Annotated in this window: 10 protein-coding genes; 3 read left to right on the forward strand and 7 right to left on the reverse strand. The window is 42.2% G+C overall.

Annotated features, from left to right (window positions below; all coding sequences use genetic code 11):
* Window positions 1–5: 5 nt before the first annotated feature.
* From dapB to carB, 3 genes are all read left to right on the forward strand, one after another.
* Window positions 6–827: a 4-hydroxy-tetrahydrodipicolinate reductase gene (gene dapB, locus PSI14_RS04020; protein WP_273574528.1), complete on the forward strand. Its 822-nt coding sequence runs from the start codon at window positions 6–8 to the stop codon at window positions 825–827.
* 437 nt (window positions 828–1,264) lie between these two features.
* Complete coding sequence (gene carA / locus PSI14_RS04025) at window positions 1,265–2,425, forward strand: glutamine-hydrolyzing carbamoyl-phosphate synthase small subunit (RefSeq protein ID WP_273574529.1); 1,161 nt, start codon at window positions 1,265–1,267, stop codon at window positions 2,423–2,425.
* A 17-nt stretch (window positions 2,426–2,442) separates the two neighbouring features.
* Window positions 2,443–5,673: a carbamoyl-phosphate synthase large subunit gene (gene carB, locus PSI14_RS04030; RefSeq protein WP_273574530.1), complete on the forward strand. Its 3,231-nt coding sequence runs from the start codon at window positions 2,443–2,445 to the stop codon at window positions 5,671–5,673.
* A gap of 287 nt (window positions 5,674–5,960) precedes the next feature.
* Here carB and PSI14_RS04035 read toward each other — a convergent pair whose 3' ends face one another.
* The 7 genes from PSI14_RS04035 to deoD form a co-directional block, all read right to left on the reverse strand.
* Entirely contained in the window at window positions 5,961–6,236 is a 276-nt protein-coding gene (locus tag PSI14_RS04035; protein WP_273574531.1) for a helix-turn-helix domain-containing protein, read from the reverse strand.
* A gap of 18 nt (window positions 6,237–6,254) precedes the next feature.
* Window positions 6,255–7,094 carry an MrpH family fimbial adhesin gene (locus PSI14_RS04040; RefSeq protein ID WP_273574532.1) on the reverse strand — a complete coding sequence of 280 codons (840 nt, stop codon included), beginning with the start codon at window positions 7,092–7,094 and terminating at the stop codon, window positions 6,255–6,257.
* A gap of 65 nt (window positions 7,095–7,159) precedes the next feature.
* Window positions 7,160–7,723: a fimbrial protein gene (locus PSI14_RS04045; RefSeq protein ID WP_273574533.1), complete on the reverse strand. Its 564-nt coding sequence runs from the start codon at window positions 7,721–7,723 to the stop codon at window positions 7,160–7,162.
* Between the two features lie 115 nt (window positions 7,724–7,838).
* Window positions 7,839–8,600: a fimbria/pilus periplasmic chaperone gene (locus PSI14_RS04050; protein ID WP_273574534.1), complete on the reverse strand. Its 762-nt coding sequence runs from the start codon at window positions 8,598–8,600 to the stop codon at window positions 7,839–7,841.
* 132 nt (window positions 8,601–8,732) lie between these two features.
* Window positions 8,733–11,510 carry an outer membrane usher protein gene (locus PSI14_RS04055; RefSeq protein ID WP_273574589.1) on the reverse strand — a complete coding sequence of 926 codons (2,778 nt, stop codon included), beginning with the start codon at window positions 11,508–11,510 and terminating at the stop codon, window positions 8,733–8,735.
* 552 nt (window positions 11,511–12,062) lie between these two features.
* Complete coding sequence (locus PSI14_RS04060) at window positions 12,063–12,602, reverse strand: fimbrial protein (RefSeq protein WP_273574535.1); 540 nt, start codon at window positions 12,600–12,602, stop codon at window positions 12,063–12,065.
* A 727-nt stretch (window positions 12,603–13,329) separates the two neighbouring features.
* The gene (gene deoD, locus PSI14_RS04065) at window positions 13,330–14,046 is read right to left on the reverse strand and encodes a purine-nucleoside phosphorylase (RefSeq protein ID WP_273574536.1); all 717 of its coding nucleotides are present in this window, start codon (window positions 14,044–14,046) and stop codon (window positions 13,330–13,332) included.
* Between the last annotated feature and the right edge of the window lie 54 nt (window positions 14,047–14,100).

A 14,100-nucleotide genomic window follows, 5' to 3' on the forward strand; every position in this document is an offset into this window, starting at 1 on the left:
GCCTTATGGCTGATACAGATATTCGCGTTGCTATCGTAGGCGCTGGCGGGCGTATGGGACGTAATCTTATTCAGGCCATCCAGCTGTTGGATGGTGTTACCCTTGGTGCCGCATTGGAGCGTTCCGGTTCCTCATTGGTGGGAACTGATGCTGGAGAGCTGGCGGGAATTGGTAACAATGGCGTGATTATTAATGATGATCTGCATCAGGTTATTGAACACTTTGATGTATTGGTTGATTTTACTCGTCCTGAAGGCACATTGGCTTACCTCTCCATTTGTCAGCAACATCATAAATCAATGGTTATCGGTACAACAGGTTTTGATGATGCCGGAAAACAAGCCATTGCAGAAGCCTCCCGCGAGATCCCCATTGTTTTTGCCGCGAATTTTAGTGTTGGCGTTAATCTGGTTCTAAAATTGCTGGAAAAAGCCGCCACCATTATGGGGGAATATACAGATATCGAAATTGTTGAAGCACACCATCGCCATAAAGTGGATGCTCCATCAGGAACAGCGCTGGCAATGGGAGAGTCCATCGCTAATGCATTAGGCCGTGATCTCAAAACCAGTGCAGTGTATACCCGTGAAGGCCATACCGGAGAGCGGGTTCCTAAAAGCATTGGATTTGCTACCATACGGGCAGGAGATATCGTTGGAGAGCATACCGCGATCTTTGCAGATATCGGTGAACGTGTCGAGATAAGCCACAAGGCTTCAAGCCGTATGACCTTTGCTAATGGCGCAATTAAGGCAGCACTATGGTTAACTGGAAGAAATAGTGGCCTTTACAATATGAAAGATGTATTAAACCTTGATAATATTTAATTTTAAAAAATATAATCATTTGTAATTACACAGTTATTTATTAAATATCTGTGTAATTATGATATAAAAACAATTTTCAATAAAATACCTGAATTAATCACTATTTTCATGATAACACTGAGTCTTTTTGTTGCCTTTTTCCCATGAATACGAAAAAAAACATACTTTTTTTCTGTTTTTAAGTTTTCTCTCACAGTAATCGATTATCCTCTCCTAGTTTCCTTATGCTTTTCAGCTTCATTTACCCAATACAAGACCAAAAGTTGTAAAAAAGCCAATAAAAATGCCATTTTTTGTAGACAACCCCCCCTCCCATCATTAGAATGCGCGCAATTTGCCAAAATTTTGACAAAAAATCATGATTGGCATTGATTTTAAGGATTAAATCTGAATTAATATGCATTGGATGCGACTTATTATTCATTCTGGAGGGCGTTTTGATTAAGTCAGCTATATTGGTTCTGGAAGATGGAACCCAATTTCACGGTCGCGCCATTGGTGTAGAAGGTGTGGCTGTTGGAGAAGTGGTCTTCAATACCTCAATGACCGGATATCAAGAAATACTTACCGACCCTTCCTATTCCCGCCAAATTGTTACTCTTACTTATCCTCATATTGGTAATGTCGGCATCAATGCCGCTGATGAAGAATCCTCCACCATTCAAGCCCAAGGCTTAGTTATCCGTGACTTGCCCTTAGTGACCAGCAACTTCCGCAGTGAAGAAAATCTGTCTGATTACCTGAAACGTCACAATATTGTCGCCATCGCAGATATCGATACACGTAAACTGACCCGCCTATTAAGAGAAAAAGGGGCACAGAACGGTTGTATCATTGCGGGTAATGAGGCAGACACCCAAGTTGCACTGGAAAAAGCAAAAGCATTCCCTGGCTTGAAAGGCATGGATTTAGCGAAAGAAGTCACGACAGCACAATCTTATCAATGGGTGCAAGGAAGTTGGACATTAGCGGATGGGCTACCAGAAGCGCGCAAAGAACAAGAATTACCTTACCATATTGTAGCCTATGATTTTGGGGTTAAGCGCAATATCCTGCGTATGCTGGTGGATCGCGGCTGCCGCGTTACTGTTGTTCCGGCAAAAACCCCGGCTGATGAAGTGCTGAAAATGGCACCGGATGGCATTTTCCTGTCCAATGGGCCTGGTGACCCAGAACCATGCGACTATGCTATTGAAGCAATCAAAACTTTCCTGAATACCGAAATCCCTGTATTTGGTATCTGTTTGGGACATCAATTACTGGCGCTGGCCAGTGGTGCAAAAACCGTGAAAATGAAATTTGGTCATCACGGTGGCAACCATCCTGTTAAAGACTTAGATCGCGACGTCGTCATGATCACAGCACAAAACCACGGCTTTGCAGTTGATGAAAGTTCACTGCCAGCCAATCTGCGCGTCACGCATAAGTCACTCTTCGATGGCACATTGCAAGGCATTCATCGCACTGACAAACCTGCATTCAGCTTCCAGGGGCATCCTGAAGCCAGCCCCGGCCCACATGAAGCTGCTTCTTTGTTCGATCACTTTATTGAACTTATTGAAGAACACCGCCAGACAAACGCCCAGAACACCAAATAATCAGGAGAAGAAGAAAAATGGCAAAACGTACTGATATTAAAAGTATCCTGATTTTAGGTGCTGGCCCAATTGTTATCGGTCAGGCTTGTGAATTTGACTACTCCGGCGCACAGGCCTGTAAGGCGCTGCGGGAAGAAGGTTATCGCGTCATTCTGGTAAACTCGAATCCAGCAACGATAATGACCGATCCTGAAATGGCAGATGCGACCTATATCGAGCCAATCCATTGGGAAGTTGTACGTAAAATCATTGAAAAAGAACGCCCAGATGCCGTCTTGCCTACAATGGGCGGACAAACAGCCCTAAACTGTGCGCTGGAACTGGAACGCCAAGGTGTACTAAAAGAATTTGGCGTCACCATGATTGGTGCAACGGCTGATGCGATTGATAAAGCCGAAGATCGTCAACGTTTCGACAAAGCGATGAAAAAAATCGGCTTGGATACTGCACGTTCTGGTATCGCCCATACTATGGAAGAAGCGCTGGCAGTAGCAGAAGATGTTGGTTTTCCTTGCATTATTCGCCCTTCTTTTACCATGGGTGGAACCGGTGGTGGTATTGCCTACAACCGTGAAGAATTCGAAGAAATTTGTGAACGCGGCTTAGATCTTTCTCCAACCAATGAATTGCTGATCGATGAATCACTGATTGGCTGGAAAGAATATGAAATGGAAGTGGTGCGGGATAAAAATGATAACTGCATCATCGTCTGCTCCATTGAAAACTTCGATCCAATGGGCATCCATACTGGTGATTCCATCACTGTAGCACCAGCACAAACGCTGACCGACAAAGAATATCAAGTCATGCGTAACGCTTCGATGGCGGTATTGCGTGAAATCGGCGTAGAAACGGGTGGCTCAAACGTTCAGTTTGCTGTGAATCCGAAAAATGGTCGCCTGATTGTCATTGAAATGAACCCACGCGTGTCCCGTTCATCGGCGCTGGCTTCGAAAGCAACAGGTTTCCCGATTGCGAAAATCGCGGCAAAACTAGCCGTCGGTTATACCCTTGATGAATTGATGAATGACATCACGGGCGGACGTACTCCAGCATCTTTCGAGCCTTCCATTGATTATGTTGTGACAAAAATTCCTCGCTTCAACTTCGAAAAATTTGTAGGCAGCAATGACCGTCTGACCACACAGATGAAATCTGTTGGTGAAGTGATGGCAATTGGCCGTACTTTCCAAGAATCCATGCAGAAAGCCCTGCGTGGTCTGGAAGTCGGCGCGATCGGGTTTGATCCTAAAGTCAATTTGGATGATCCACAATCCCTGACCAAAATCCGCAGTGAATTGAAAAATGCAGGTGCTGAGCGTATTTGGTATATCGCTGATGCTTTCCGCGCTGGCATGTCCGTTGATGGGATTTTCAACCTGACTAACATTGATCGCTGGTTCCTGGTACAAATTGAAGAATTGATCCGTCTGGAAGAGCAAGTTGCAGAGCATGGCGTTAACAGCCTGACATCCGATTTTCTGCGTCACCTTAAGCGTAAAGGTTTTGCTGATTCGCGTCTGGCGAAACTGGTGGGAATCTCAGGTAAAGAGATCCGCAAACTACGCCATGATTACAACTTGTATCCGGTTTATAAGCGTGTTGATACCTGTGCAGCAGAATTTGCTACCGATACCGCTTACATGTACTCCACATACGAAGACGAATGTGAAGCCAACCCGAACAATGACAAACCGAAAATCATGGTATTGGGTGGTGGCCCGAACCGCATCGGGCAAGGCATTGAGTTCGATTATTGCTGTGTACATGCTTCTCTGGCTCTGCGTGAAGATGGTTTTGAGACCATCATGGTGAACTGTAACCCAGAAACTGTTTCTACCGATTATGACACTTCCGATCGTCTTTACTTTGAACCTGTCACACTGGAAGACGTGCTGGAAATCGTGCGTGTTGAACAGCCAAAAGGCGTTATCGTTCAATATGGCGGCCAGACACCACTGAAACTGGCCCGTGAACTGGAAGCAGCAGGTGTACCTATTATCGGTACCAGCCCTGATGCCATTGACCGTGCAGAAGATCGTGAACGTTTCCAGCAAGCTGTTAATCGCCTTGGCCTGAAACAACCAGCAAATGCCACCGTTACCGCTATCGAACAGGCTGTAGAAAAAGGTAATGATATTGGTTATCCACTGGTCGTTCGTCCATCTTATGTATTGGGTGGACGTGCAATGGAAATCGTATACGATGAATCTGACTTGCGCCGTTATTTCCAGAATGCAGTTAACGTATCCAACGATGCGCCAGTCCTGCTGGATCGCTTCCTTGATGATGCAATTGAAGTAGACGTGGATGCCATCTGTGATGGTGAACGTGTCCTGATTGGCGGCATCATGGAGCATATCGAACAAGCGGGGGTTCACTCTGGTGACTCAGCCTGTTCTTTGCCTGCTTATACCTTGAGCAAAGAAATTCAGGATGTCATGCGCCAGCAAGTTGAAAAACTGGCCTTTGAACTGCGCGTTCGTGGCCTGATGAATGTCCAGTTTGCGGTGAAAAACAACGAAGTCTATCTAATTGAAGTAAACCCTCGCGCAGCACGTACCGTACCGTTCGTTTCCAAAGCGACCGGTCTGCCGCTGGCAAAAGTAGCGGCGCGCGTGATGGCAGGTCAGTCTCTGCTTGAGCAAGGTGCGACTAAAGAGATTATTCCACCTTACTACTCCGTGAAAGAAGTGGTACTGCCATTCAATAAATTCCCAGGTGTTGACCCAATTCTGGGGCCAGAAATGCGTTCTACCGGTGAAGTGATGGGTGTTGGTCGTACCTTTGCCGAAGCTTTTTCAAAAGCGATGCTGGGCAGTAACTCCACCATGCGTAAAAAAGGCCGGGCGCTTCTGTCTGTACGCGAGGGGGATAAAGAACGCGTTGTCGATTTGGCAGCTAAATTACTTAAGCATGGTTTTGAACTGGATGCGACACATGGTACTGCGATTGTATTGGGTGAAGCAGGAATCAATCCACGCTTGGTGAATAAAGTTCATGAAGGACGTCCGCACATTCAGGACAGAATCAAAAATGGTGAATATGACTATATCGTCAATACCACCGCAGGCCGTCAGGCGATCGAAGATTCAAAACTGCTGCGTCGCAGCGCACTGCAATATAAAGTGCACTATGACACAACCCTGAATGGTGGCTTTGCAACCACTATGGCACTCAGTGCCGATCCGACTGAGCAGGTCATTTCGGTACAAGAAATGCACGCCAAGATTGCCAAACAGCAATAACGCTATCAAATAGAGGGTATCGCCATTTTTGGCGGTAGCCTCCTACTAAAAACGGCTTCCCCAAAGTTGGAAATCCAACGAGTAAGGAAGCCGTTTTATGTTTCTCGATAAAGTTTGAATGACAAAAAAGCCATTCCTGGTCAGGAATGGCTTTGATTTTTTGATACTTTAATCTTTTTCTATTCAATATCCGTACTATTTAATATTAGTACTATTTGTTATCAATACTATTTATTACCAATACTATTTATTATCCAGTGCCATTTGCTATCAATATAAGCTCGGAGTTACAAGCCCAATACTGTTTCTGCCACACAGGCATATTGATTATTCATATGAACCTTAGGGGGAGTAAAACAGTCCACCAAAAACCAGTCTATGGGAGTCTCCAGGGTAATAGAAATAGCGACCAAATGCTCCAGACTGATTCTATTAGTACCTCGTTCATAACGTGACAATTGCTGATGGCTCACTCCAATTTTGTCTGCCAGCTCTACTGCTGTCACTCCAATTTCTCTTCTTTTCATTTGAATTCTTTTTCCTACCAGCATACTGACTTGCATGATATCTCTACTCTCAATTTATAAATAAGTTAAAAAAACTATTGCGGTGCCTTCATATTTACCGGCTTTTGGTGGAGTTATTGTGTGCAGTATTGATGTTAGTGTGAAATTAGTAGGTATATTCTTTCCTTGGGCAGTAACGTTCACGCCATCTGCTGCGTTTCTTCCATTAATTTGTAATGTTGAATACATTTGTTTATTAGAATCGAGGTATACTCTCGGCTCATCATTAATTGATCTGGCGTGCAACATTATTTTGTTGCTATAAATGGCACAATTAAAATGGCCGTTAATTGATCGGGTCGCATTATTCACTTCTGGTGCAGTTAATTCCCCGTAGGTAATTTCAGAAGGCAAAGTGATTTGACAACTTTGATTTGGAGGAGGCACTTTGTTGCAAGTGGAGTTAGGGAATTTTTCCCCATAACCATATCCCGGATCGAGTCTAGGAGAATAAAATAAACCTACGCAGTCCGCATCTGCGCTAATAATAGTAAATTTAACTCTTATAGGGATACCAATCCGCTTTTTATACGCATTCATCACTTCGGCGGTTGTCCGATATTTCTGGGCATCTTGCAAGCATGCCCCTGCCTCCTTACAAGAGCCGTACATGCCTGGTTTTTGACCATTTCTATATTGAACATCAGGGCCAACGTAGCATTTACTTCTTCCATAGCAAGGATTAGGAATACCCTCTTCTTCTGTCCATGCAATAATTTCCATGGTCGTGGTAGTTCGGCCCGCTTCTATTGCCATATCAACCGGCATCACATAAGCGCCAGCATAAACATATGTGGCACTGACTAAAAAAAATAAGGCTGCTAGCTTCAACAACGATTTCTTAATATGGCGCATAACTTATTTTCCAAATAGCATCAGATTCTGACTAAAGATCGTGGATGAAAAACCAGTCAACATGACTAGTCGTAATTAACTTCAAAAGTCGCAGTTGCACTGAATTCACCAGAACCAATTTTTTTCCGTTGAAGAGCACTAGGTTCAGCTTGTACATACGCTCTGAATGAAATTACATTATTTCTGCTATTGGCTAATAACGGGAATTCACTGGTTTTATTAAACGGCATTGGAGTACCATCGATCTTCTCCATACCAATGGCAGCACCATGTGCTCGACTGCCAAAGCTAAATGCCAACAATCCGGGTAACTCTTGACTTGGTTCTCCCAAGAACTTAATTTTTAGGCGTCTTGTTATACGAGGATCGCAGTCCTCTAAATTCAGATAAAATGGCTTGCCTTCTGTACGGTGTTTCGCATAAAGATCACGATCAAGAATATTTCCCAGCTCCACTTCCATTTTTTTATCTTTCGTCTTAATCGAGCAAGTAGGAGTAAGTACAGTTAGCGTAATCTTGACATTTTGGCGCAGACTATCTTTTGCATGTGCACTTTGCTGGCTGCTAATGCCAAAAAGAAACAGCGCTGGCAATATATATTTGGATAATTTGATGCTTAATGAACCCATTATCATTTACCCTACATTCATCCAACCATTTACTGAAAGAAGCTCGCCATATTCCGGCTAGTTCTGTGTTGATACCCCGTCAATATCATTATTGATGGGATATCATCTACATAACTCAACCCGCTTTTTCAGTTACGATTTTTGTCACTGCACAAGTATTGCCACTACAGTTAAATGTTAATTGTGGATGCCCACCATAATCATTGACATAGGTCAGTACCGGCGCATTACCCAGTGAATTGATTGTTCCACCCAGTTTTTCACTGCTTCTGGGGGCCAGCATGAGAGGCTGAAAGCCATCCGCACTCTTACCATCTGTCTTGTTTGATGCTTCTGAAATAGTGATGTAATAAGGTGTTGGATTATTCACCACATATTGGTTTCCCTGACGGGTCAGGGTGAGTTTTTCCTGCCATGGGTTATCAAGATCAATGCGGCGTGCAATGACAGCTTGCGGACGGTAGAACAATTTGATGCGTGTCTGCAAAGCAAGTTGCAATACATTAGGCTTCTCACTACGTGGTGGAATTTCACGAATGTTGAAATAGAACAAACTCTCTTGATCTTGTGGCAACTGAGCAATTGTTGGCAGTGTTTGAATCTTAACCTGACTTTTTGCTCCGGCTTCAACACGCTGTACCGGTGGTACAACGACAAGTGGGCCATTAATCTTATTTCCCTTGTCATCCTCAATCCATGACTGTGCCAAATAAGGCAAATCAAGATGTTGATTTTCAATGTTGAGGCTAACGGATTTCATATCCCCATTAAAAATTACCCGGGTACGATCCAACGCTATTGCCGCCATCGCCTGATGAACTGACATCAAGCCGGTTACCGTCATGGCAGTTATCATTAGAATTTTTTTCAGTTTCATAGTGTTATTTGCTCATACTCAAAAGAAGCTCAGGTTTATATTGCTGTGCTAACCAATAGCAGCACTTTCCGTGTCAGAAAAGCAATATAATACGCTAGTTAAAACAGGTAATATGGCCTGTTTTGTTACACTTTATTTATCTTCGCCTTTTAAAAACTGACAAGGTAACAAAAATGTAGTTAAAGATTCTGCCGCAATATCATCCGGTACTGTCATCTCGCACTGGGCACGTCCATCCCAATACACTTGCATTTTTTCACCCTGATTCATTCCGCTCAGGTAAGCATATCCATCATCACTGACAATCCCGATTTCACGTTGAGATGCATTCATGACAGAGGCACCAAAAGGTGGGAATGAACCGTCAGGTAAGCGGATGATAGTCATCGCTTTGATCCCTGACATAACTTGAAATTTACGATAACCAATCGCGCCTTCCGTCAATGTTGCCTGCTGGACAGAACGTAATGCCTCTACATCATCTGGTAAGTTATCTAAGTCAACATTTGCCGTATTACGGAAGTAGTTGTTCACATCAACCAGCACAGCTTTACCAAAGTGATTGGTATGCACCGCCGAACCGAATCCTCGAATAGGCACATTGCTGACCCCTTCCGTATCTACCATCAAACGAGTAGCTCCCGGTATATTGATACGGTGCAGTGCGGCTCCGTTTGCTGTTACAGTTATTCCCCCCTGCAAACCGAGTGCAGCAGTGGTGTTGCCACCGTCCTGATAACTGGCACTGGCTGTCAATAACGCCCTATCGCCATAGTGAGTGTAATAACCATCAACCAGCGCTTTGCCATCAGTGTTAGTTCCTGCTGAAATACGATAGTTATTGCGATCATCAATGCGACCATAGTAACCCGCCATATGAGAGTTGCCCTGACGATTAACCATGCTGTTGTAGCTGATAGTGCCGGTTTCTCCCCACGGAATGGAAAGATTCAGATACATGCCATCATCTTTTTTATTGTCAAAATTGTTGCGGTAAGCTGAGAGATTAACGCTGATATTTTTATAACGCCCAATATCTAAATATTTGGATAAAGAAATGTTGTAGCGATCATTTGTTGGACGATCCCAGTAGGTTTGATGGCTATAGTTAAGGTGGGCACTCAGACCGATATCTGTAAATTGTTTATTGAAAATAATGGTATACAGTTCTTTGCCACTATCGGAAGAAACGTTACGATAACGACGATCAATATACTGCCCCATATTCATGAAATCGCGTTCAGAAAAGCGGTATCCGGCAAATGTCACTTGGCTATTGTATTGATCAAAACGTTTCGAATAACTGAGGCGATAAGATCCGCCTGTAAGAGTCGCATTATCTCTCGGTAATCTTGCCCTTGATTCTGTCACGTCAAATGACAGTGCACCAAGCATCATTAGATCACGACCGACCCCCAGCGATAAAGCGTTATAGTCCCCTGCTGCCAAAAAGCCACCATACAATGACCAACCATTGTTGATCCCCCAGGAAAATTCCCCCATACCAAACGCTGGCCCTTCACGACGGTGTTTGTCATTAGTAGATTGACCGCCAGCAACTTTGTACTGCACTCGGCCGGGGCGGGTCAGGTAAGGAATAGTCGCAGTGTTAACCTGAAATTCTTGTATACCACCATCTTGCTCTTCAACTCGGACATCCAGTGTTCCTGACACGGCATCACTGAGATCCTGAATCCGAAATGGGCCAGAAGCGACCTGAGTTTCATATAATACTCTTCCCTGCTGTCTAACCGTTACCTTGGCATTAGTCCGGGCTACACCTGTGACTTCAGGTGCATATCCACGTAAATTCGGTGGTAACATATTTTCATCAGTGACCAAACTAACGCCCGTATAGCGAAAGCTATCGAAAATATTGGAATTGAGGTAATCCTCACCCAATGTCAATTTCGCTTCTAAGCGGGGAAGCGCACGGTACATGTAGTAACGACTCCAATCCCACTCACGATCTCTTCCACTAGAATAAGCCGGTTTATCATCCTGCTGAGTTTTCAAGTGATTATATCTGGCCTGCCAATCCGCCCGAAAACGCCATGCTCCTGCATTCATCCCCGCAGTTCCGTTAGCACTTATCTGTTGGTTACTACTACCATGAGTGGGTTTGGATGTTTGGGCATTGAAATTATAATCAAACAATAACCCAGGCATCCCATTATCCCAACGAGAAGGCGGGTCCCAGTCCGGCAAATCATATTCCAGATAAATTTTAGGTACGATTAAATAAAGCGTATAAGTAGCCAAATCACCTCTGGCTGAGGTGCCAGGTAGGGTATTAAAATCAAGGCATTTTTCATTATTCTGCCAACCTAATTTTTCTACCCACTCCGGTTTCAATGCTATTTGCTTCACTAATTCGGGGGATATACAGGCTTCGCTACCTTTTGGATCATCAGGTGGCGCAATGAAATCGACAGGATACATATCCGGGAATTCGTTTTGATTCATCCGAACACCCATAATATAATTACCCGGCATGATATAACCGGCTCGAGCGAACTTATCCAAATCAATATTGGCACGTTCACTGATATCCAGAGCATCGGTATTGAATTCAATTGGAGGCTTAGAATAGCCCGCCTGAATACCCGATAATGCAAACAATACCAGAGCAAAAAGAGGTTTAATTCCGTAGATTAAATGATCTATTTTTATTTTGTCAGCTATCTTTTTTTTATTAACCACTCTGTTTTTATTAAAGGTGTTTTTTCTATTACGGTTCGTTTTTTTACTACCATTCTTTTTTTTACTACTATCCTTTTTTTTACTACTATTCGTTTTTCTACTACTGTTCGTTTTTTTATTAATAGATAAAAGAGCATGATTCATAGAATCTGAAAACAAAGCCATAGCACCCTCTAAACAATGAATCGTTAATAATCCAATTTGAATTTAGCCGCTGTTTGATACTACCAATTTTGTAAGTGTGTAGGAGTTATCACCAATTACATGGCATCATTAAAATTCATCGTTCTAAATTGAGGACCTTGACCGATACTGGGGTTGCAGAGGTAGCCACATGTCCTGCTTTTATCCGTAATAGTTACGTTCTCTGTTTTATGCTTTACTGGCTTTACCGTACTGCGGGGAATAGAGAAAGCATGTCACCATCGGTATGCCATTAAAAATTACTTTTGAATGGCAAAAAAATTTATTTTCCTAATACAGCCAATAGAGAACACCGTAGATCAAATAAATAAAAAAGGGTATTTCAATTTACCTCTATAGGTATCATTTCGTTAATGACACATTCTTTTTACTCAATTGTTAGTAATATTGATTTATATCAATAACACTGTTCTGATTACAGAATACTGTAGTGCCATTCTGCTAACATATGATATTCAAGAAATACCCTGAAAGTACCATCAGGAAACTCATAATATAAATCGCGATAGGTTTCCTGATATTCAACTATTAAAAATTATCTGTCAGATCGTAATATTACAGGTAGTTCAAAGTGAAGTTTGCGATAGCAGTAAAGCTACCTGTTTTCACATCTATATTTTCACCTTCAACTCCTTGCAGACCTTTCAGGCGAGCAGCGAAGTTCAGGGTGTTATCGCCATCGTGCAGAGACATCATTTCTGATTTTTGGCCCAGAGGAATATGCTTGTTACCATGATTAGTGATCATGATTGCAGCACCTTGCGATCTACCTTCAAGAGCCAACAGACCTTTCACAGAGCCATCAGCTTCTGGCCCAGTGAAAGTTGTGGTTACACCTTTCATAGTATCAAGAACGCAGTCTTGTAATTCAATTTTGAAAGCCTTAGAAGATGATTCACCACCCTTTTGCAGGATAGTGTTGTTCACTTGCCCCATATCAACTTCAACATTATTATTTTTGATTGAACAAACTGAATTAATAATAGAACCCGTGAATTTAACTGTGCCGTCACCTTGAGTAGGTGCTGCATTTGCCATACCAGCAGTTAAAGCCACACCAAAACCTAAAACCATCGCCAATTTGTTAAGTTTCATAATTTAACTTATGCCTTTAATTGTAAAATAAATACTTATAGCCAAAGGGAAGCCGAAGCACAGAAATTAATTTCTGACACTTAGGCTAATGATTATTTAGTTTTTTGACATAAATCATAATCGGTCAAAATAAACCAAATCGGCAATATCATTCTACATAATAGGCCTTAAGTCAAATTTCAGCCGATAAAACTAGTTATGTGCCTTAACATCATATGAAATATGAATTTTTATAAAAAAGTACGTGTAATGAGTAGTGTATTTTTCTAATAATTTTTTTATTTCGGATTATTACCCTGAGTTATATCGAACGATGTTTAGTAATTTAGTATCTTAATTGGCGTTACTTTATCGCTCTACTTTAACTTCCTGAAAATAATGGGCGTTTTATTATTTCGACATAACCATAATGTTTATATTTCATTATCACCCTTATTGATTAAGTCAAAATAAATACAAAAAATTTACCTGATCAATATAATTATCAAGCTAATTGTTAATTATTGTAATTACTAAGAAATACAGTTTTAGTTTTGTTAAATTTATTGTTTTTTACTCATTCTTTAATAAAATCATTGAGTAATAAGATAACTCGTAAGTAAATAGACCTGACCTATCATTAACAAAATATGAAAAATGAAAACACGATTCATAAATAAAAAGCCCTTTCCAATAATGAAAAGGGCTTATGATTTTTTAATGAAAGACTAAAACTATTTACGCTTTCTTAATTGTCACCCATCAAAATGGATTCAAGTGCAATCTCAATCATGTCATTAAATGTATTTTGACGTTCTTCAGCCGTAGTCTGCTCGCCAGTACGGATATGGTCAGAAACAGTACAAATAGCCAGTGCTTTTGCACCAAATTCAGCAGCAACACCATAAATACCTGCCGCTTCCATTTCAACACCCAGAATGCCGTATTTTTCCATGACGTCAAACATCTGAGGATCTGGCGTATAGAACAAATCAGCAGAGAAAAGATTACCAACACGCGCGTTGATATTCTTCGCTTTGGCCGCATCAACAGCATTACGAACCAGATCAAAATCAGCAATCGCTGCAAAGTCGTGATCTTTAAAACGCAGGCGGTTTACTTTGGAATCGGTACACGCCCCCATGCCAATCACGATATCACGGATTTTAACATCTTCACTGACCGCACCACAGGAACCAATGCGGATGATTTTTTTAACACCAAATTCAGTGATCAGTTCTTTGGCATAAATCGAGCAAGATGGGATACCCATTCCATGACCCATAACAGAGATGCTGCGGCCTTTGTAAGTACCGGTGAAACCCAGCATACCGCGAACATTGTTAACCTGACGAGCATCTTCCAAGAAAGTTTCCTCGATGTATTTTGCACGCAGTGGATCACCTGGCATCAAAACAACATCAGCAAAATCGCCCATCTCAGCATTAATATGTGGGGTAGCCATACATTTATTTCCTTGTTTTTATTACGTATCAAAATAGATGAAAGTGTGGAGTCC

Origin of the sequence: Xenorhabdus anantnagensis (genome assembly GCF_028598555.1) — a bacterium.
GTDB lineage: Bacteria > Pseudomonadota > Gammaproteobacteria > Enterobacterales > Enterobacteriaceae > Xenorhabdus > Xenorhabdus anantnagensis.

What these genes read in the sequence shown, in the direction of transcription:
- deoD (WP_273574536.1), bottom strand. Translation starts at nt 14,046, where the DNA reads ATGGCTACCCCACATATTAATGCTGAGATGGGCGATTTTGCTGATGTT.
- carB (WP_273574530.1), top strand. Translation starts at nt 2,443, where the DNA reads ATGGCAAAACGTACTGATATTAAAAGTATCCTGATTTTAGGTGCTGGC.
- PSI14_RS04040 (WP_273574532.1), bottom strand. Translation starts at nt 7,094, where the DNA reads ATGCGCCATATTAAGAAATCGTTGTTGAAGCTAGCAGCCTTATTTTTT.
- PSI14_RS04050 (WP_273574534.1), bottom strand. Translation starts at nt 8,600, where the DNA reads ATGAAACTGAAAAAAATTCTAATGATAACTGCCATGACGGTAACCGGC.
- PSI14_RS04045 (WP_273574533.1), bottom strand. Translation starts at nt 7,723, where the DNA reads ATGGGTTCATTAAGCATCAAATTATCCAAATATATATTGCCAGCGCTG.
- dapB (WP_273574528.1), top strand. Translation starts at nt 6, where the DNA reads ATGGCTGATACAGATATTCGCGTTGCTATCGTAGGCGCTGGCGGGCGT.
- PSI14_RS04035 (WP_273574531.1), bottom strand. Translation starts at nt 6,236, where the DNA reads ATGCAAGTCAGTATGCTGGTAGGAAAAAGAATTCAAATGAAAAGAAGA.
- PSI14_RS04060 (WP_273574535.1), bottom strand. Translation starts at nt 12,602, where the DNA reads ATGAAACTTAACAAATTGGCGATGGTTTTAGGTTTTGGTGTGGCTTTA.